General features: G+C 64.7%; 17 protein-coding genes. 2 read left to right on the plus strand and 15 right to left on the minus strand.

Annotation, left to right across the window (positions count from 1 at the left end; genetic code table 11):
• Positions 1-134: 134 nt before the first annotated feature.
• From madM to BLU85_RS28105, 15 genes are all read right to left on the minus strand, one after another.
• Entirely contained in the window at positions 135-899 is a 765-nt protein-coding gene (madM, locus tag BLU85_RS28030; protein ID WP_072405886.1) for a malonate transporter subunit MadM, read from the minus strand.
• A 1-nt stretch (position 900) separates the two neighbouring features.
• Positions 901-1,317: a malonate transporter subunit MadL gene (madL, locus tag BLU85_RS28035; protein ID WP_060740222.1), complete on the minus strand. Its 417-nt coding sequence runs from the start codon at positions 1,315-1,317 to the stop codon at positions 901-903.
• Positions 1,318-1,383: 66 nt separating this feature from the next.
• Positions 1,384-2,304, minus strand: a complete 921-nt coding sequence (mdcH, locus tag BLU85_RS28040; protein WP_092204936.1) for a malonate decarboxylase subunit epsilon — start codon at positions 2,302-2,304, stop codon at positions 1,384-1,386.
• Positions 2,301-2,924 carry a malonate decarboxylase holo-ACP synthase gene (locus BLU85_RS28045; protein ID WP_170847661.1) on the minus strand — a complete coding sequence of 208 codons (624 nt, stop codon included), beginning with the start codon at positions 2,922-2,924 and terminating at the stop codon, positions 2,301-2,303. The genes mdcH and BLU85_RS28045 overlap by 4 nt, the downstream gene beginning before the upstream one ends.
• A complete protein-coding gene (mdcE, locus tag BLU85_RS28050; RefSeq protein ID WP_092204937.1) occupies positions 2,918-3,721 on the minus strand; it encodes a biotin-independent malonate decarboxylase subunit gamma in 804 nt (267 codons plus the stop codon). The genes BLU85_RS28045 and mdcE overlap by 7 nt, the downstream gene beginning before the upstream one ends.
• Entirely contained in the window at positions 3,718-4,569 is an 852-nt protein-coding gene (locus BLU85_RS28055) for a biotin-independent malonate decarboxylase subunit beta (RefSeq protein WP_092204938.1), read from the minus strand. Before BLU85_RS28055 ends, mdcE begins: the two co-directional genes overlap by 4 nt.
• Positions 4,562-4,861 (minus strand): malonate decarboxylase subunit delta, encoded by a 300-nt coding sequence (locus BLU85_RS28060; protein ID WP_003206454.1) that lies wholly within the window; start codon positions 4,859-4,861, stop codon positions 4,562-4,564. The genes BLU85_RS28055 and BLU85_RS28060 overlap by 8 nt, the downstream gene beginning before the upstream one ends.
• Positions 4,861-5,736, minus strand: coding sequence for a triphosphoribosyl-dephospho-CoA synthase (locus tag BLU85_RS28065; RefSeq protein WP_092204939.1), 876 nt, complete (start codon positions 5,734-5,736; stop codon positions 4,861-4,863). The genes BLU85_RS28060 and BLU85_RS28065 overlap by 1 nt, the downstream gene beginning before the upstream one ends.
• Positions 5,737-7,407 carry a malonate decarboxylase subunit alpha gene (gene mdcA / locus BLU85_RS28070; protein ID WP_092204940.1) on the minus strand — a complete coding sequence of 557 codons (1,671 nt, stop codon included), beginning with the start codon at positions 7,405-7,407 and terminating at the stop codon, positions 5,737-5,739. It abuts the gene before it with no gap.
• Between the two features lie 227 nt (positions 7,408-7,634).
• Positions 7,635-8,114 carry a chemotaxis protein CheW gene (locus BLU85_RS28075; RefSeq protein ID WP_092204941.1) on the minus strand — a complete coding sequence of 160 codons (480 nt, stop codon included), beginning with the start codon at positions 8,112-8,114 and terminating at the stop codon, positions 7,635-7,637.
• Positions 8,107-14,043 (minus strand): Hpt domain-containing protein, encoded by a 5,937-nt coding sequence (locus tag BLU85_RS28080; RefSeq protein WP_092204942.1) that lies wholly within the window; start codon positions 14,041-14,043, stop codon positions 8,107-8,109. Before BLU85_RS28080 ends, BLU85_RS28075 begins: the two co-directional genes overlap by 8 nt.
• A gap of 180 nt (positions 14,044-14,223) precedes the next feature.
• The gene (locus BLU85_RS28090) at positions 14,224-16,284 is read right to left on the minus strand and encodes a methyl-accepting chemotaxis protein (RefSeq protein ID WP_092204944.1); all 2,061 of its coding nucleotides are present in this window, start codon (positions 16,282-16,284) and stop codon (positions 14,224-14,226) included.
• A 157-nt stretch (positions 16,285-16,441) separates the two neighbouring features.
• Positions 16,442-16,981 carry a chemotaxis protein CheW gene (locus BLU85_RS28095; RefSeq protein WP_092204945.1) on the minus strand — a complete coding sequence of 180 codons (540 nt, stop codon included), beginning with the start codon at positions 16,979-16,981 and terminating at the stop codon, positions 16,442-16,444.
• 10 nt (positions 16,982-16,991) lie between these two features.
• Positions 16,992-17,357: a twitching motility response regulator PilH gene (pilH, locus tag BLU85_RS28100; protein WP_003206465.1), complete on the minus strand. Its 366-nt coding sequence runs from the start codon at positions 17,355-17,357 to the stop codon at positions 16,992-16,994.
• 49 nt (positions 17,358-17,406) lie between these two features.
• Complete coding sequence (locus tag BLU85_RS28105; protein ID WP_060740211.1) at positions 17,407-17,835, minus strand: response regulator; 429 nt, start codon at positions 17,833-17,835, stop codon at positions 17,407-17,409.
• Positions 17,836-18,059: 224 nt separating this feature from the next.
• Here BLU85_RS28105 and gshB point away from each other — a divergent pair, with 224 nt between their 5' ends.
• On the plus strand, positions 18,060-19,013 hold the full coding sequence (gene gshB, locus BLU85_RS28110) for a glutathione synthase (RefSeq protein ID WP_092204946.1): 954 nt from the start codon (positions 18,060-18,062) through the stop codon (positions 19,011-19,013).
• 76 nt (positions 19,014-19,089) lie between these two features.
• Positions 19,090-19,986, plus strand: coding sequence for an energy transducer TonB (locus tag BLU85_RS28115; protein WP_092204947.1), 897 nt, complete (start codon positions 19,090-19,092; stop codon positions 19,984-19,986).
• Positions 19,987-20,089 lie beyond the last annotated feature (103 nt).

A 20,089-nucleotide genomic window follows, 5' to 3' on the forward strand; every position in this document is an offset into this window, starting at 1 on the left:
TCGCGCCGCCCCATCGCGAGCAAGCTCGCTCCCACAAGGTTCGTGGCATACCCAGAATCCAGGTTCACCCCGATCCACTGTGGGAGCGAGCTTGCTCGCGATAGCGTCGGCCCGCTCAGAGCCGATCTGGAGACTTAACCGACAATCCCGCGAACAATGAAGTACAACAACGAAGGCCCGAGCAAGCACCCCAGCCCGGTATGGAAGGTCGCCGTCAACGCGCCATACGGCACCAGCCGCCGGTCCGTCGCGGCCAGGCCGGCCGTCACGCCACTCACCGTCCCGGCCAAGCCACCGAATACCATGGCCGAGCGCGGGTTATCCAGGCCCATCCAGCGGGCCGCCATGGGGGTGCCGACCATCACGATGATCGCCTTGATCAAGCCGGTGGCGATCGACAACGCCATCACATCGGACGTGGCGCCAATCGCGGCCCCGGTCACGGGCCCGACGATATAGGTCACCGCACCCGCGCCGATGGTGGTCATGCTTACCGCGTCGCGATAACCGAACAGCCAGGCAATGCTCGCGCCGACGATGAACGGCAGGATCGTGCCCAGCAGCAACGCGACGGCCCCGATCATCCCGGCCTTTTTCGCTTCGGTAGCCTGCACTTCGAATGCCGTGGCAACGATGGCGAAGTCACGCAACATGGCACCGCCCATCAAGCCGATACCCGAAAACAGCGACAGGTCCGCCAGGCCTTTTTGCCCGCCGGTCATGGTTCCCCCGACCCAAGCCAGCACCAGGCCGATGACGATGGCGATCGCCGAACCGTGGACCCGGCCATACGTCAGGCGCTTGGACAGCACCACCGACACCCACATGATCACGCCCACGAACGCGAACGCCGTGATCAGACCGTTATGCTCCAGGCCTTTCTCGATGAGATCCCACATATCAGCGGCCTCCTGCTGGTGTACCCAGCGGGGTCAGTTCCGCCGGCTCATCGGGCAATGGCTCGCCTTTGTGGGTCCGGCTGATCAGCGCAATGGTGCAACCACAGAGCACCACCGAACCGATGGCCGCCAACACCGCCACCGGGCCACCGTGCAAGGCCGTAACCACGTTCTGCTGCGCGGCCATCGCCACCACCACCGGAATGTACATGGCGCCCCAGAAGGCGACGCCCATCTCACAGTCCTTGGTCATGCCGCCGCGTTTTTGCATCCACAACCGCGCGCAGATCAGCAGGATCATCGCAATGCCGACTCCTCCCACATTGGATTTGACGCCCAGCAACACGCCGAGCATGTCGCCCAGGATCACCCCTGTCAGCGTACAGATCGCCAACAGCGCCACACCGTAAATAATCATTGTCGTAGTCCTCAAAGTGCATCGTCGAAGTTGTTGTTTTTGTGCTTCGTCAGCTTGAGTCGGTGTCTAGGGTTGGCGGCTTCCCTCCTCACGCAGCAGCGCCTGCAAGGTATCGAGCCGGGCACCGTCGAAGGCAATGACGGTGCCCTGCTCGAACACCCGGCGCGCCAGCCCGGTGAGTACCGCGCCGGGTGGCAGTTCGATCTGTAGCCGCACGCCGCGCTCGTAGGCGCTTTGCACGGTGCTGCGCCAATCGACGACGCGGCACATGTTGAAGGCCAGGTCGTCACGCAGGGCCTCAATGCTGATCACCGGCCGGGCGCGGCTGCCGCTGAGATAGCCCAGTGAGGGCACTTTCAACGGCACTCCGGCAAACGCCTGGGCCAATGTCCGCGCCGGAGCGTCCAGCAACGGGCAATGGGACGGCACGCTCACCGCCAGCCGACAGGCTTTGCCAGCCCCTTGGCGCCGAGCCTTTTCGGCGACCAGGCCCATGGCTTCGTCGCTGCCGGCAATGACCACTTGGTTGTCGGCGTTGATATTGGCCAGGTAGACCGGCGTTGCTTCACCGTGCACCTGCTCCAGCAAGGCTTCCACTGCCGCCAGGTCCAGGCCGATGATCGCGGTCATGCCGTAGCCGTGCGGATACGCCTGCTGCATCAGTTCACCGCGCAGGCTGACCAGCCGCAGCGCATCCTCGAAGCCCAGCGCCCCGGCAACGACTGCCGCCGGATACGCACCGATGGACAACCCCGCCACATAATCCGGCGCCGGAGCTTGTTCCAGCAATCGTCGGGCCGCCGCCACGCCGGCGATCAGCAGGCACAGCTGCACGGCACGGGTCGATTGCAATGCCTCGGCGCTGTCCAGTCGCAAGACGTCTTCACCGAGCACATCCCCCGCCTCGTCCAGGAACAGCGGCGCCAGCCCATGGAGCATGCCCACGCGCTGCGCCCCCTGGCCGGGAAAGACGAAGAGGCTGCTCACGCGACCTGCTCCACGCAAGGCTGCCAAGGATCGCTCACCAGCCGGGCCTGAACGTCATCCTTGAGCAAGACCCGAGGCGACGCTCCCGCCCACTCGCGCAAGGCGACGCCGCCGCAGGGGGTTTGCAATTGCATGTCCACGGCGCATGCCGAGCCGTCCAGCTGCGCCAGCAACTCCCTGGCCTGAAGGCGATCCAGCGGTTGCGGCGTGCGCAGGATCAGGTCCAGGTCGCTGCGCTCGTGCAGCACCTCGATACCGCTGGCCAGTTCGAACCCGGCGCTGCCACTGATGCCCCAGGTCCAACCGCTGGCGTCGAGCAACGGACGCAGCCGGGACAGCGCGTGCAAGGCCGGCAGGTCGCGACGGGATTCGACGTGACATAGGTCTTCGGGGCGCACCCGGCGTTTGATCGCCGCCACCAGAATCGACGTGGCGTAACGTTGTTCCCGCGATTGCCCGCGCACGCCCACCGCAACGTATCCCGCAGCGCTCATCGCCCTTCGCACCACCACCGGTTGCCCGAGACTCAAGGCTTCAACGGCCCAGGCCGGCGCATCCGCAGGCAACCGCTCCGGGGTCAGCCCCCAGAGCAGGTCGTGGGCCATGAGGTTGTTCACCACTGCGCCCTCAACAACTGGCGAACCGTGCTGGAGGCTACCCGATGGGGCGCGCCCAGACGGCTGCTCAGGTCTCGAGGTGCACCGGCAACATCCTTGATCGCCTGTTGCAGGCAATCGTTCACCCGCGCCAGATCAGCCGCCGTCGGTTGTTCGATCTGCTCCACCGACAAGGTTTCCCACAGCAGGCCCAGGCTGGCAAAGCTGTCGATGTCGTAGGCCATCGGTGGCACGCTGGCGGCCAAGGCTTCAAGCTCTTCGACACTGCGCAAGGTCACCCGCGCCGCCGAGGCCTTGCCCATGGCGTGGACCATCACCCCCGGGTCACGCAGGGCGATCAGCCGGTTGGCCTGGTAGCCGTGGGCCAGGAACGCCCCCGACATCGCCTTGCCCACCAGCAAGCCGATCACCGGATGCCCGGCCAGCCGCGCACGGGCATAGCTGTCCGCCGCACCGGCCAAGGCCTGATGAATGCCCAGGGCTTCTTCGCGCCGGCCATAGGCCTGGCTCGGTACATCGACAATCGCGATCAACGCACGCTTGTGGGTGGCATCGCGGTCGGCGGCGATGGCGTCATCCACCGCCTTGGCCAGGCCCCAACCTTCCAGCAAGCCGACTTCGCCGTTGCGCGCCCGTGGGAAACGGTTGCCGGGATCGGCCACCACCGCCAGCAGGCGCACGGTTTGCTCGCCCAGGCGAACATCGGCGACTTTCAACGAAGCAGGCAAACCTTGTACCGCGCTGGCATCGCCACTCAAGGCTTCGAACCAGCGCAAGCCTCTCAATGAATACGCACTCATGGGCGTTCTCCCTGATACAACTGACGAACCGCTGCCGGTTCGATTTGCACGTCAGTGTCCAAGCGTGCCAAGCGCCGCAGGAACAGTTCGGCCTGGCCGCTACGGTGTTGCACGGGCACGCCCAGGTGCAGCAATTGGCTGACCTGTTGGCGGATCTGCGTCACATCGTCGGCCGCATAACGATCCACCAGACCCGTGGCGAAACGCTGCTCGCCCCCCGTCAGGCTCCAGATGAACGGCCGGTCACGGGAGTCGTATTCGTCGAGGCCGGCTTCCTGTTCGATCACTTGCGGACCGTTCAGGCCCAGCCGCGCTTCCCGGGTCACCAGCAGATAACTGCACAGCCCGGCGGCGATGGACATGCCGCCAAAGCAACCGACGCTGCCAGCCACCACGCCAACCACCGGCTGGTACTGACGCAAATCGACAATCGCCGAATGAATCTCGGCAATCGCCGCCAGCCCCAGGTTGGCCTCCTGCAACCGCACGCCACCGGTTTCCAGCAGCAGCACGGCGCGGGTCGGAATGCCTTTGCGGTTGTCCTCGGCGGCCAGCTCCAGCGCACCGGCAATCTTCGCCCCGCCGACTTCACCGAGACTGCCGCCCTGGAACGCGCCTTCGATGGCGGCGATCATCACGGGCAGGCCATCGAGCGAGCCTTTGGCGATCACCACGCCGTCGTCGCTTTGCGGCACCACACCCTGACGCAACAACCACGGCGACATGACCCGCTGGAACGGGTCGAGCAATTCACGGAAGGTGCCGTCATCGAGCAAGGCCTTGGCCCGCTGCCGGGCGCCGAGTTCGACGAAGCTGTGCTTGTTGAGCAACGCCGCGCTGTCAGTCATGGCCGATCTCCTCGAAACCTTGCTCCAGTCGCAAGCGCACCACGCCGGGGGTAGCGCCGAAATCATGGATGTCGATGGACAGGGCCGGTGGCGTCTGGCCGTCGAACATGCGAGCGAACAGATGTTGCCAGCGTTGCTCGCTGCCATTGACCGAGGTCTGCACCTGGATGGTCAGCTTGCCCGCCAGGCCAGGCTCGATCAGCACTTCCAGGTCGCCCGAGCCGACGCAGCCCACCAGCGCCCGGCCCCGTGGCGGCTGCCCGGCGGGGAATTCAAAGGATAGGGTTTCCATCAGCACACTCCAGGGAAGAGGCCATCGCCGCGCTCGATACGATCGAGGAACAGGCAGGCGGCGAGCAGGTCGGCAGCGCCGCCGGGCGAGGCGTTCAAGGCAATCAGTTGTTGGTCCAGCGCGTGCAATTGGCGACGACCGCCCAGGCTCGCACTGCCACCGGCATCGAGCACCGCTCTGGCGCCTTGTTGCATGGCCTGTAGACCCGCTTCGCCGGCGCGGTAGAGCACGCAGGTGTCGGCCAGGCGAGTCATGATCGCCAGCAAGGCATCGAGCCGGGCATTCTGCTCACCCGCCCCCGCCGCGCGGCTGCGCTTGAGTTGCGGCAGGCCCAGGCCAGTCACCGCCGGAAACGCCAGTTGCGCTTCTTCCCGGGCACCGCGCACGCCGTAGCGCTGGGCGACCTGGGCACCGTGGCTCAAGGGTTGGGGCGCATGACGGTCGTTGAGCAAGGCCAGGCGGGCAGCGCGCAAAGTAACGGCGCTGGCGACACTGGATTCAGGTGCCAGCGCCGCTGCAGCGACCAACAGGCCCAAGGCCCAGATCGCGCCACGATGGGTGTTTACCCCGCCTGTGGTGGCGAGCATCGCCGCTTCCCCTTCACGGCCGATCCGCCCAAGGGCTTCGCGCAACGGCAGGTCGATTTCGCCGCATTCAAGGGCGGCCTCGGCCATTTCCTTGAACGCCGGCCACAGCGACAGCGCCGACGCATGCATCAGGCCCAGGTGCAGGTCGGTGTGGGCGCCATTGCCGCGACGGTCCACCAAGGCCGGTTTAGGCGACAGGTCGGCTTCGTCGATCAGCGCATCCACCGCCATGTCCGCCAGACGTTCGGCCAAGGACAGTTTTTTCGGTTGCAGGTTGAAGGCGTGCATTTACCAGCTCCTGAACTTGGCGGGCGGGTTGTAGAGGCCACCGGACCATTCCACCAGATCGGCCACGCTCTTGGCCGCGAGCAACTCGCGGGTAGCGTCGGTGCGACGGATGCCGAGGTCTTCGGGCAAGGCGATCAGCCCTTCGCGGCGCATACGCGCGGTGTCTTTCGGATCATGGCGCAAACCGATGGCGGTGACCCCGGCCACGGCGGCGATCATCGCCTGGCGTTCTTCCAGGGAACGAGCCTTGTACAGGTAGGCGATGCCCTCTTCGGTCAGCAGGTGGGTGACGTCGTCGCCGTAGATCATGATCGGCGCCAGGGGCATGCCGGCTTTCTTCGCCACGTCCACCGCATCGAGGGTCTCGACGAAGGTCGGTTTGCCGCCCTCCTGGAACGTCTCGACCATCTGCACCACCAGCTTCTTGCCGCGTTCGAGCAACGGCGCCTCGCCATCGCCATGGCGCATGTCGAGCCAGGCCGGCGTGCCATGACGGCGACCGCGTGGGTCGTGGCCCATGTTCGGCGCACCGCCGAAGCCGGCCAAGCGGCCGCGGGTCACGGTGGAAGAGTGGCCGTCGCCGTCCACTTGCAGGGTGGCGCCGATGAACAGGTCCACCGCGTACTGCCCGGCCAGTTGGCAGACCATGCGGTTGGAGCGTAGCGAGCCGTCGTGACCGGTGAAGAACACGTCGGGGCGAGCGGCGATGTAGTTTTCCATGCCCAACTCGGTGCCAAAGCAATGCACGCTTTCGACCCAGCCGCTTTCGATGGCCGGAATCAGGGTCGGGTGCGGATTGAGGGTCCAGTTACGGCAGATCTTGCCCTTCAGGCCGAGGGATTCGCCGTAGGTCGGCAGGATCAATTCGATGGCGGCGGTGTTGAAACCGATGCCGTGGTTGAGGGACTGGACGTTGTGCTTCTCGTAGATCCCACGGATCGCCATCATCGCCATCAACACGTGCACAGGCTTGATGTGGCGCGGGTCGCGGGTGAACAGCGGCTCGATGTAGAACGGCTTGTCGGCCACCACCACGAAATCGACCCAGGACGCCGGGATGTCCACCCGTGGCAGGTCGCTGACGTCATCCACCAACTGGTTGACCTGGACAATGACGATGCCGTCGCTGAAAGCCGCCGGCTCGATCAGCGCCGGCGTGTCCTCGGTGCTGGGGCCGGTGTAGATGTTGCCGGCGCGGTCGGCCATGAAGCCGGCCGAGAGCACCACGTTGGGGATCAGGTCCACCACCAGCCGGGCGTAGAGTTCGATGTAGGTGTGGATCGCCCCGACTTCCAGCAGGCCGTCTTCGAGCAACTGGCTGATGCGCAGGCTCTGGGTGCCGGCGAAGGAAAAGTCCAACTTGCGAGCGATACCGCGTTCGAACAGGTCCAGATGTTCGGAACGACCGACACTGGGCATGATCATGTGCAAATCGTGGAGCTTCGACGGATCGGCTTTCACCAGGGAGCGCGAGAGAAAATCCGCCTGCTTCTGGTTATTGCCTTCCAGCACCACGCGGTCGCCGGGCAGGATCAACGCCTCCAGCGCCGCGACGATCTTGTCGGTGGGCAACACCACACCGTCGGCAAGCCCCTTCACCAGCCCGAGACGCCGCTGCTTTTCGCTGCGCCGCCGCGTCCAGCGCGAGTCGGGGGATATTGTTGTTGTCATGACCACTCCACGGGTTCGCTGTCGTGGGGGTTACCTTAGGAGTGTTGTGGCGAGGGCATCAATCAAGCTCAGCGGCGGATCGTTACGGTTGGAGTAACGGTTAAAAAACGGCGCCAGCCCCTGTGGGAGCGAGCTTGCTCGCGATGACGGTGGATCAGTCAACACTGAGCCGGCAGACACTGCGCTATCGCGAGCAAGCTCGCTCCCACATGGGCGCTACATAGGCTTCAGGATTTGTGCTGCTGCACCAACCCGGCCGCCACCACCAACTCCTCCAACGCCAGCAAGTCCGGCACTTTCGCCACATGTTCCCCCACTTGCACCGCCGCCTGCTCCAGCCCGCACAGCGGCACGTCGACATAGCTCAACTGACTGTCGAGCTTGTAAGACCGCGGGATCCCTTGCACCAGCAATGCGATGAAGCGCAGCTCCGGTCGGCCGCCCAGGGCATTGAGGATGACGATGCGTGCTCGCTCGCCGATCACGGTTTTCTGGCCGCAGGCCGATTCGAAGCTCAGCAGCGGGATTTGCCGTTCGCGCCAGCCCACCCAGCCCAGGAACCACGGCGGGGTGTCCATATCGAAGGCGCTGCTCTGGTAGTCGATCAGTTCGGCCACCGCCACGTTGGGCAGGATCAGGTGGCGGTCGGCCAATGGCAGCAGCAGGCCAGTGAGGTGGCTGGCGCGTGAGTGATGCAGGTCATGCATGGCTTCTGCTCCAGTAGGCGATGCTGTCGAGCAGCACCGATTCCTGGTACGGCTTGCCCAGGTAGTCGTTGACACCGATGGCCATGGCGCGGTCGCGGTGCTTCTGACCGGTGCGGGAGGTGATCATGATGATCGGCAGGTGCGCCAGGCGTGGGTCGTTGCGCACTTGCGTGGCCACTTCGAAGCCGTCCATGCGCGGCATCTCGATGTCCAGCAGCATCAGGTCAGGCGCGTGCTCGGACAGCAGCGCCATGGCGTCCACGCCGTCCTTGGCGGTCAGGACGTGCATGCCATGGCGCTCCAGCAGGCGGCTGGTGACCTTGCGCACCGTCACCGAGTCGTCCACCACCAGCACCAGCAGCGGCCGTTGCGGCTCACCCTCGCCTTCCGCCGGCACCTGGCGGCGCGGGACCTGGTGGGGCAAGGCGCGGATCGGCGCCAGCAGGTCGAGAATCAACACCACCCGGCCATCCCCCAGGATCGTCGCCCCGGACAAACCCTGCACCGCCGAGAATTGCGGGCCAAGGCTCTTGACCACGATCTCCCGGGTCCCGGCGATAGCGTCCACCTGCACGGCCACGTGCCGCTCGTTGCACTGCACCAGCAGCACCGGCAACGGCTGGCTCTGGCCCAGCAGCTTCGGCCGGGGGCCGGTTTTCAGCAACTCGCCCAGGTAGCACAGTTCATAGCGTTGCCCGGCGTAGGTGTAGGTCGGCGGGTCGAGTTGGTAGTAGCCGTCCAGTTCGGCCGGCAACACCCGGACAATGCTTTCGATGGCGTTCAGCGGGATCGCGTACTGGTCTTCGTGACAATGCACCATCAACGCCCGGTTCACTGCCACGGTAAACGGCAGGCGAATGCGGAAATGCACGCCCTGCCCCGGCGTGGAGTCGATGGTCATGCTGCCGCCCAACTGCCGCACCTCTTCGTGGGCCACGTCCATGCCCACGCCACGCCCGGAGATCTGGGTGATTTTTTCCGCCGTGGAAAACCCTGGCTGCAGGATGAACTGCAGCACGTCGCGGTCGCTGATATCGCTGTCCGGCGCCAGCAGGCCCCGCTTGATCGCCTTGCTCCGCACCGCCTCCAGCGGCACGCCGGCACCGTCGTCGCGGATGTCGAAAATGATGTCGCCGCCTTCCCGCGACAGGTCGAGGCTGATGCGCCCTCGCGCCGGCTTGCCGGCGGCGAGGCGCACGTCGGCCGGTTCCAGGCCGTGGTCGACGGCGTTGCGCAGCATGTGCTCCAGGGGCGCGGCCATCCGTTCCAGGACGTTACGGTCCATTTCGCCGTCGGCATTGCCCACCACGAACTCCACGTCCTTGCCCAGTTCCTGCGCCACTTGCCGGACGATGCGCTTGAGCCGCGGCAGCATGCGCTCGAACGGCACCATGCGCGTGCGCATCAGGCCTTCCTGGAGTTCGGTGTTGATCCGCCCCTGCTGTTGCAGCAGGAGTTCGGCATCGTGATTGCTGCGATCCAGGGTTTCCTTGAGTTCGAGCAAGTCCGAGGCAGACTCGAACAGCGCCCGGGACAGTTGCTGCAACTGGGAATGCCGATCCATCTCCAGCGGGTCGAACTCTTCGTAGCCCAGGCGCTCGGCCTCCACTTGTTGACGACTGAGAATCCGCCCCTGGGTTTCGGTATCCAGGCGCCGCAACTGGTCGCGCATGCGCTCGATGGTGGTTTCCATTTCGCTCAGGGCCACGTGTGCGTCGTTGACCTGCTGTTCGATGCGCCCACGGAAAATCGACGTTTCGCCCGCCAGGTTCACCAGGTCGTCGAGCAGTTCGGCGGAGACCTTGACCATGTCCGCCCCGTCGCCCGCTGCACCGGGGTCTTGTCTGGCGGGCGTCGCGGGCGGACTTGCGATGGGGGGCGTGATCGGCTCCGGCGCCGGAACAGCCTGGGACACCGCACTTGCCTGGGGATGATTCACCGCCTGGATCTGCGCGATCAGCCGATCGGCCAGCGGGCACGGATGGCCGGCGCGCACCGCATCGAGCATCTGCGCCAGTCGGTCATGACTGCTTTGCAGCAAGGCAAACAATGCCGGGGTCGGCTGGAGCAGGCCCGCCGACAGGCCTTCGTAGAGGTTTTCCAGCTCATGGGCCAGGTCGCCGATAGGGACGATTTCCACCATCCGCGCACCGCCCTTGAGGGTGTGCAAATCCCGCAGCAGGGTTTCCACGGCCTGGCGATTCGACGGTTCTTCCTGCCAGCGCAGCAGCGCCGCGCCTGAGCTGTCGAGGATGTCGAAGCCTTCTTCGAGGAAGATTTCCAGCAACTCGGGATCATGGCCAGCGCCGTCGGCCTGGGCCGCTGCGCTCGTCTCGATGGCGTTCGGCTTGTCCTGGCGGAACCTTCGGATAGAGTCGATCAGCGCAACGGGATCGCCCAACGGTTGGCCCTGTTGCAACTGCCCGAGCAACAGGTCCAGGCGTTCGTGGCTGCTGCCGAGCAGTTGCGCCAGTTCCTCACTGTAGCTGTAGCGCCGATCCACCAGCCCTTCGTAAAGGTTTTCCAACTCCTGGGCCAGGTCGCTCACCGGCCGGATGTCGGCCATCCGCGCGCCGCCCTTGAGGGTGTGCAAGTCGCGTTGCAGCGAGGACAGCGGCGCACCGTTGTCCGGATCGGCCAACCAGCGCTGCAAGGCCTGGGCGGCACTTTCGAGGATGTCCTGGGCCTCTTCGAGGAAAATCGACGCGAGGTCATCGTCCACCGAGGTCTCGGCGGGCGCGTCGCGTTCCATTTCCGCCGTCGCGTGGCCCAGCTCGCGGATACTCAGCGTGCGGCTGCCGTCGCTACGGATCAGGCCAGTGGCCGACGGGTCGAGGCTCTCCTGAAGCAGGCGACGCAGGGCCGCTACCCGCTCTGGCTGCGGACGCACATGCTGCCCGGCCGCCAGCTCATCGAGCATGTCGATCAGCGCTTCATGGGCGAGCTGCGCCTGCTGGAAAAATTCATCGCTGACCGCCAGGCTGCTTTCTTCCACCGCGCCGTAGAGGTCAAGCAAGGCTTCGCAGAGTTCGTCCACCGGGTGCAGGTCGGCCAGGTGCGCACCTTCGCCGAGGGTCGTCAGTTCATCCAGCAGCGCACTCAGTTCCTGGCCTTCGCCGGGGTGCTGCTGCCAGCGCTGCAAGAGGCTTTCGGCGTCCAGCAGGATGTCCATGCCCTGGGCGAGGAAGTTGTTGATCAGCTGTGGATCGCGCTTGGTCCGTATCGCTTTGTCGGGCGCACTGTTGGCGGCGTGCAGACGCTCGGCCAGCAGGGCCTGGGCGCGCTGGATCAGATCCCCGGCGCCGGGGATCGGCGCCAGCGGCTCGCTGTGCAACTGGCGCAGGCCGCGGCGCAGCAGCCCTTCGGCCTCCAGCAGCAACTCCACCTCATCCAGGTCGAGGGCAATCAGGTGCGCCCGGTACTCCCGGGCCAGTTCATCCATCGCACCGGCCAGCTCGGCGATGGGTAGCACGCCGGCCATCGAAGCGCTGCCCTTGAGGGTGTGCAAGGCCCGCTGCAATTCATCGCTGGCCTGCAACGGCAGGTGGTCGGCCGCCTGGTCGAGAAAACGATTGAGGCTGGCGAGGTGGCCCTGGGCTTCGTTGTCGAAGATCTTCAACAACAGCGGATCGAGAGCGGTCACGTCCTGCTCATCGTCTTCATCGTCTTCATCGCCGCCCTTGGCCAGTGCATGGGCGCGGGCGGCCAGGCGGTCGACGTCATCGCGCTGGCGCTGCCGATTGGCCGCGAATTCGGCCACCAGGGTCGGCAACAACGGCACCGTGTCTTCGATCAACTGACGGACCGACGCCTGCGGCTCGACGCTGCGTTCCAGTACCCGGTTGAGCAGGTTTTCCACGGCCCAGGCCAGTTCACCCAGCACCAGCGCCCGCACCATCCGACCACTGCCCTTGAGGGTGTGGAAGGCCCGGCGCAGTTCGCTCAAGGCGCCGTGGTCGTCGGGATGCGCACTCCAGCGCGGCAAGTATTCACGCAGAACGTCGAGCACCTCGGCGGTTTCCTCGAGGAAGACCTCACGCAACTCGTCGTCCACCGGGCTCTCGCCCAGCGGTGGAGGCAACAGGCTGCCTGGGGTGCTCCTGGCCGGCGGATTGACCGCCGAGACCGGGCTGGCCAGCACCTGTGCCAAGGACTGCACCGTCTGCGGGTCATCCAGTTCCTGCAAGTCCTGCATGACCTGGGCTTCGTTGGGACTCAACACATCGTCAAGCACCGGCACCCGCGCTTCGTCAGGGTAATAACCGAGCGCGGCCAGGCTCCGTTCGACGCCATCGAGCAAGGGCTCGCCAGGGGTTTCCGGGTCCTCGCTCAAGCGCTCCAGGTAGTATTCGAGACCGGTGATCACGTCGGCCAAATGATCGAGCTCTTCCCAACCCGGCTGGGCCCGCTCCAGCAACAGATGGTCACGGATGAACGCGTTGCAGGCCTCCACCAGGCTGGCGGCACGGCTCAGGGGGATCATCGCCAGCGCACCGCGCACCTGGGTCAGCAGCGCCGGCAACGGTTGCAGCTGCTCGCTGTTCCAGTCCGCGTCGATGTAGTCGACGATCATATCCTTGGCCTGTTGCAGGCAGGTGTGGGCTTCCTTGATGACAATCTGGTGGATCTGGGTCAGGTCGGTGGTGGGCAGGTGCGTGTCTTCGCGGCTCTCGGGCTCGACGGTGCCGACCATGCCGGCCAGGGTCGCCTCGACATAGAGCAAGGCCCCGGCTACGTCCATGAGGGTCGCGTCATCCGGCTCGCGCTGGCCCTGGGCGAGGCTCAGCACCACCGCCAGTTGATCGATGATGACCTTGCGCGGCTGGCCGAAACCCAGCACCGCCAAGGTGTCGGCGATCTGCCGCAACGGCGCCAGCAGGCAGTCCAGTTCCGAGGCGTGCTGGCGATCGCTGCGCACGAACAGGTCCAGGCGCTCCTTGACCCGTACCAACTCCTCGCACAGCGCGGCGAGCACCGAGCGCATGGCATCGCGGTCGGGCCCGGCCAGGCGCGCGCGTTCTTCGTCGACCATGGCGCTGTCGGGCAGCGCGTCGTCCAGTGAGTAGCGTTCTTTCATGATCTGCATCTGCCCGCTGGGATGTTCGGCCTTGGCAATATAGAACAACAAGCTCTTGAGCAGGTGGGGCGGTGCCGGCTGATTGATGCCGGGCATGCCTTGGTCCAGCAGGCGCTTGAGTTCCTTGTCGGCTTCCTTGAACAGGCTGCGCAGCGCCGGGCTGTTGGCGATGCGCCCGTCACGCATGCCTTCGACCAGCGCTGAAGCCACTTGCCATAAGGCATTGAGCGGCGCCCCGGCACACAACGTTTCCAGGCGCTGGAAAACCTTGGCCAGGTAACCGAGGTGGGTCGCGTCATCCTGCTCGCGCAGCAGGCCCACCAAGGCCATTTGCAGGGTCTGGCGCCATTTGCGCAAGGTGTTCGGCAGGTCCGCGGGTTCGAGGCGCTGCAAGGCCTCGTCGCTGAGCGGCGCGATATCGGGCAATTCGGGACTGAACAGGCTGGTTTCCGACAACAGGCTCTCGCCCCGGGCACTGCGCAGGTCGTTGATCAGGGGCAGTACCACCAGCGGCAGGTCGCGGCGGGCGCCTTGTATGCGGTCCAGGTAGATCGGCAACTGCCCCAGGGCCTGGCTCAACAGACTGATGGCTTCATCGCGATGGGTGACGCGATTGTCCCGCAGGGCGGCGCACAGCTGCTCCATCTCCTCGGCCAGCAACGCCGCACCGTAGAATTCGACCATCTGCAGGCTGCCGTGGACCTGGTGAATGCAGGCCAGGCATTGCCCGAGGGCGTCCGACGCCTGGGGATCGTCCACCAGGCGATTGAGGGCCAGATGGGCCTGCTTCAGCGTTTCGGCAATCTCGCCCTTGACCCATTCCAGGGCCACGTAGTCGTGCCGATCACCCATAACCACTCCAAATCAACCTGTGGCGAGGGGATTTATCCCCGCTGGACTGCGAAGCAGTCCCAAAATAGCCAGCCTGGTACATAGCGATTGGGTTCTGCATTGCCAGGGGCCGCTTCGCGCCCCAGCGGGGATAAATCCCCTCGCCACAGAAGATCTCTGCGGCCAGGAAAGTGCGGCCAGTCACCCCTTGTCCTCATCCGCCACAGGTGCGGCCGGCAAGGTAAACCCCGACACCGACCGGCGCAGCTGGCTGGCCATTTTCGCCAGGTTGCCGATGCTTTCGGCGGTGGCGGTGGAGCCCGACGAAGTCTGCGTGGTGATCTGCTGGATCACGTTCATGGTCAAGGAAATCTGCCCCGCCGAGGTGGTCTGTTGCTGCGCCGCGTTGGAGATGCTCTGGATCAGCGCCGCCAGGGTCTTGGACACCCCTTCGATCTCTTCCAGGGCGACGCCGGCATCCTGGGCCAGTCGCGCACCGCGCACCACTTCGGTGGTGGTCTGCTCCATGGAGATCACCGCTTCGTTGGTGTCGGCCTGGATCGCCCGCACCAGGGTTTCGATCTGCCGGGTCGCCGCCGACGAACGCTCGGCCAGGCGTTGCACTTCATCGGCCACCACCGCGAACCCGCGCCCGGCATCGCCGGCCATGGACGCCTGGATGGCGGCGTTGAGGGCCAGGATGTTGGTCTGGTCGGCGATGTCGTCGATCAGGCTGACAATGTCGCCGATTTCCTGGGATGACTCACCCAGGCGCTTGATGCGCTTGGCGGTGTCCTGGATCTGCTCGCGAATGTTGTCCATGCCATGAATGGTGTTGTGCACCACCTCGTTACCCTTGTTGGCAATCTCCACCGAACGCTCGGCCACCGCCGACGATTCGGCGGCATTGGCCGACACCTGGTCGATGGACTGGGCCATTTCATTAATTGAAGTCGAAGCTTCGGAAATTTGCTGGGCCTGGTGCTCGGAAGCCTGGGCCAGGTGCATCGCCGTGGCCTGGGTTTCCTGCACGGCCGCGGCGACCTGGCCGGCGGTGAGGTTGATGGTCGCCACCAGATCCCGCAGTTGGTCCACCGAGTAGTTGATGGAATCGGCGATGGTGCCGGTGAAATCCTCGGTGACCGAGGCCGTGACGGTCAGGTCGCCGTCGGCCAGGTCCTCGATTTCATCCAGCAGCCGCATGATCGCGTTCTGGTTGCGCTCGTTCTTTTCCGCGGTTTCGTGCAACTGGCGGTTGGTCTCGCGGACCATCACCAGCCCGATCAGGATGATCGACATCAGCGCCAGCAGGCCCAGCACATAGCCGCCGATGGTATTGACGGAACGCCCGCCGGCCAGGTTTTCGAAGGCCGTGGCCAGGTGCGAAGCCTCGTCGAGCAAGGTCTGCGACAAGTTGAAGATATTGCCGGCCGATTCGCGGACCTTGAACAACTCCGGCGAGGTCTCGAGGATTTCATCCACCGAGCCGGACACGAACTCGAACAGCTCGCTGATTTCGCTCAGCCGCGCCCGGGCATCGCGGTCCTGGACCTGGGAGATTTTCAGGGCCGGGTCACCTTGCAACATGCCATTGAGCACCTGGCCAAAACGCGCCGCATCGCGACCGAAGGTATCGGCGGCCTGGCTGGCGTTTTCGTCCCCCGCCAGCACGGTGTTCACCGCGCCGAGAATTCGCTCGGCCAGCAGGGACTGGCGCTGGGCCATGGCCACTTGGGTGGCTGGCGCGCCACGTTGCAGCAGGATCTCGACGACTTTTTCGTACTCGACCTGCAACTGCGGCACGGTTTCGGCCAGGGTGGCCGCCACCTGGTGCAGCGACAACACGGTCTGTTCGCTGGAGAGGATGGCATCGGTGTTCTTGAGCAGGCGCTCCCAATCCAGCTGCACGGCGCGCATCTGCGGGCGCAGGGTGGCGGGCGCAGGGGGCAGGCCGGTCACAGGGTCGCCCTGTTTCAGGTAGCCCCAGCGCTGGGCGAAGTCATTGCGCGCATCGCTCAGCAGCTTGAACGCCGCAGGCTTGCCGGCGGCGGCCTCGGTGGCGTTCTTGGCGATGCGCTGGGACAGCACCCGCAGCTCACCGGCATGGCCGATGTACTGCTTGTCGTAGGTGGACTGGGTGTTGAGGTAAGCGAAGTTGGCGAACAGCAGCACCATGAAGACGATCAGCGCGACGAACAGCACGATGATCTGCGAACGACTGCGCGACGCTTCCAGTGGCTTGCCTGTTTTTACTTTGATCATCGGTTCTCGCCTGTGCTGCCCAGTCCAACTCACTCACCGTGGTCCCATGTGGGAGCGAGCTTGCTCGCGATAGCCTTGGATCAGTCAGCATTGCCCTGACCGACCTACCGCAATCGCGAGCAAGCTCGCTCCCACAAAGGGCCTGCGCTGCATCTCGTCAAATCGCCACATCCATGAACCCCGGTGACCGTGCCAGGGCAAACGGGCTGAACACCTGCCACTCGCGCTCGCCGCCGAACCGGCCCTTGACGAAGGCCGCTTCCGGGCCGTCGTGGTCGTCCACCAGCATCGGCTCCAGGCTGTCCTGGGCAAAGTGCTGCAACCCGAGGACCTCGTCCACCAGCAACCCGGCGAACACCTCGTCGTGGTCCACCACCAGCACCCGCCGCTGCTTGCGCACGGTGGACAGCTCATGGCCGAAGAACCCGCACAGATCCATCAACGGCAACAAGCGCCCCCGCAGGTTAGCCACGCCACGCACCCACGGCTTGACCCCGGGCAAATGCGTATAACGTGGCTCGTGCAGCACTTCACTGACTTCGCCCATCGGCGCTACATACCAGTGCTCGCCCAGGCGAAAGCCGATGCCGCTCCAGCCGGCACGGTGGGTCGGCTGGGAGGGCAGGTCCGCCCCCAGCAGCCGGCAACGCCGGTCGATCTGCAGCAGCAGTTCGAAGGCCGTCAGGGACTGGCTCATGGCCGCGCCGTCAACCCGCCAGTACTTTGTTCAGGGTCGCGATCAGGGTTTCTTCGTCCACCGGCTTGGTCAGGTAGTCCTTCGCCCCCTGGCGCGTACCCCAGACCTTGTCGGTGTCCTGATCCTTGGTGGTGATGATGATCACCGGGATATGGCCGGTGTCCGGGTCCTTGGTCAACTGGCGCGTGGCCTGGAAACCATTGAGGCCGGGCATGACGATGTCCATCAGCACCGCATCGGGTTTTTCCTGGCGGGCCAGCGCCACGCCATCGGCGCCATTCTCGGCCTTCAGGACCTGATGGCCGTGCTTTTCCAGCATGCCGGTCAGTTTGTACATTTCAGTCGGCGAATCATCGACGATCAGAACTCGTGCCATGGTGTTCCCCATTTTCTTGTTGACCCCAGGCCCGTTGGCCGAGTGTCAATTAATGTGCCTGATGCGGCTGGACAGCGGCAAAGCCCGGGACATGGGCCTGTATCGCCCCCAGCAGTTCTTCCTTGCTGAACGGCTTGGTCAAAAACTGATCGGAACCGACGATGCGCCCCTTGGCCTTGTCGAACAACCCATCCCGGGACGACAGCATGATCACCGGCGTGGCCTTGAACGCGCTGTTGTTCTTGATCAGGGCACAGGTCTGGTAGCCATCGAGGCGCGGCATCATGATGTCGACGAAGATGATGCCCGGGTGATGGTCGGCAATCTTGGCCAGGGCATCGAAACCGTCGATCGCCGTGATCACCTCGCAGCCCACGTTGCGCAGCAAGGTTTCGGCGGTGCGGCGGATGGTCTTCGAGTCGTCGATGACCATGACCTTCAAGGCGCTGGGTTGCTGTTGCGTAGAGTGCTCTGCCATTGCCGCTGCGGACCGGTTTTTAACGCCTGAGAGTGAACGACAGCGCAAACCCTTGATGTTCAAGGCCCGCACGTCACATGGCAGCCTTTTTAGCACAGTCTCCATCGCCGATCTATCGGCCGCTCGGCGCGGTGGTTTTTCCTTGACCGCCAATCTTCCGGGCGCCACTCTGACGCCACTTTTTCACGCCATTATGTGCCCATCACATTTCGAGGAACCAAGCCATGAGCGTACGCGTCGGCATTGTCATGGACCCTATCGCCAGCATTTCCTATAAAAAGGATAGCTCGCTGGCCATGCTGCTGGCCGCTCAGAAGCGCGGCTGGGAGCTGTTCTACATGGAGCAGCGCGACCTCTACCAGGCCGAAGGCCAGGCGCGGGCGCGAATGAAGCCGCTGAACGTCTTCGCCAACCCTGAGAAGTGGTTCGAGCTGGGCGACGAGCGCGATGCGCTGCTCAGCGACCTGGACGTGATCCTGATGCGCAAGGATCCGCCGTTCGACATGGAGTTCGTGTACTCCACCTACCTGCTGGAACAAGCGGAAAACGCCGGCGTGCTGGTGGTCAACAAGCCCCAGAGCCTGCGCGACTGCAACGAAAAGCTGTTCGCCACGCTGTTCCCGCAGTGCACGCCGCCGACCATCGTCAGCCGTCGCCCGGACGTGTTGCGCGAATTTGCCGACCATCACGGCGACGTGATCCTCAAGCCCCTGGACGGCATGGGCGGTTCCTCGATCTTCCGGCACACCGCCGGCCACCCGAACCTGTCGGTGATCCTGGAAACCCTGACGCTGCACGGCAAGCAGCAGATCATGATCCAGGGCTACCTGCCGGCCATCGTCGATGGCGACAAACGCATCCTGATGATCGATGGCGAACCGGTGGATTATTGCCTGGCGCGTATCCCGGCGGCCGGTGAAACCCGGGGCAACCTGGCAGCCGGCGGACGTGGCGAGGCGCGGCCGTTGACCGAGAAGGACCGCTGGATCGCTGCCCAGGTCGGCCCGACCCTGCGGGAAAAAGGCCTGCTGTTCGTGGGCCTGGACGTGATCGGCGAGCACCTGACGGAAATCAACGTCACCAGCCCGACCTGCATCCGCGAGATCGATAACGCCTTTGGCACCGACATCGGCGGCCTGTTGATGGATGCCATCGATCAGAAGCTCAAGGCTCGTTGATCCAGATCTGCTGAAGGGAACCCACATTGCGTTATCATGCCCGGCCTGAAAAAAACGCGATGTTGGTTTCCTTGTCATGACACTCCCGTCCGATCTGCCCCAAGAGCTCGCCCATCGCAGCGTGCGCCCGGCTGATCGCCTCGGTTTTACCCTGTTCCTGGCGGCGTTGATCCACCTGGCCTTGCTGCTGGGCGTCGGGTTTGCCACGGTCGAGCCGAAACAGATCAGCCAGACCCTGGAAATCACCCTGGCCACCTTCAAGAGCGAAACCAAGCCCAAGAAGGCCGACTTCCTCGCCCAGGAAAACCAGCAAGGCAGCGGCACCCTGGAAAAGAAGGCGATCCCCAAGACCACCGAGATCGCGCCCTTCCAGGACAACACGGTGCAGAAAGTCACCCCGCCGCCCGCCGCCAAGCCCGAAGTGCAGGAAACGGCGCCCAAGGCGGCCGTGACCACCGTGGCGCCGAAGCCGAAGAAAGCCCCGGTCAAGGAAGAGGTCAAGCCTGATCCCAAGCCCCAGGCCCCCGCGCCCACCTTCGACAGCTCCCAGCTGTCCAGCGACATCGCCAGCCTGGAAGCCGAACTGGCCCAGGAGCAACAGCTCTACGCCAAGCGCCCGCGCATCCACCGCCTGAGCGCCGCTTCGACCATGCGCGACAAGGGTGCCTGGTACAAGGACGAGTGGCGCAAGAAGGTCGAGCGCATCGGCAACCTCAACTACCCTGACGAAGCGCGGCGCAAGCAGATCTACGGCAACCTGCGGCTAATGGTCTCGATCAATCGTGACGGCTCGCTGTATGAAGTGCTGGTGCTCGAATCCTCCGGCCAGCCGCTGCTGGACCAGGCCGCCCAGCGGATCGTGCGCCTGGCCGCACCGTTCGCGCCGTTTACCGGGGACCTGTCGGACATCGACCGGCTGGAAATCATCCGCACCTGGAAATTCGCCCGCGGCGACCGGCTGTCCAGCAACTGATAACCACCCAATCCCCTGTGGGAGATTCTATGGTTGAGGGGAAGCCCTCAAGCCGCTTTGGGTTGGTATTCGCTTTGCTCTTTCAGCAGAGCGAATACGATCC

The organism is Pseudomonas sp. NFACC14, from assembly GCF_900106885.1.
GTDB classification, from domain to species: domain Bacteria; phylum Pseudomonadota; class Gammaproteobacteria; order Pseudomonadales; family Pseudomonadaceae; genus Aquipseudomonas; species Aquipseudomonas fluorescens_AA.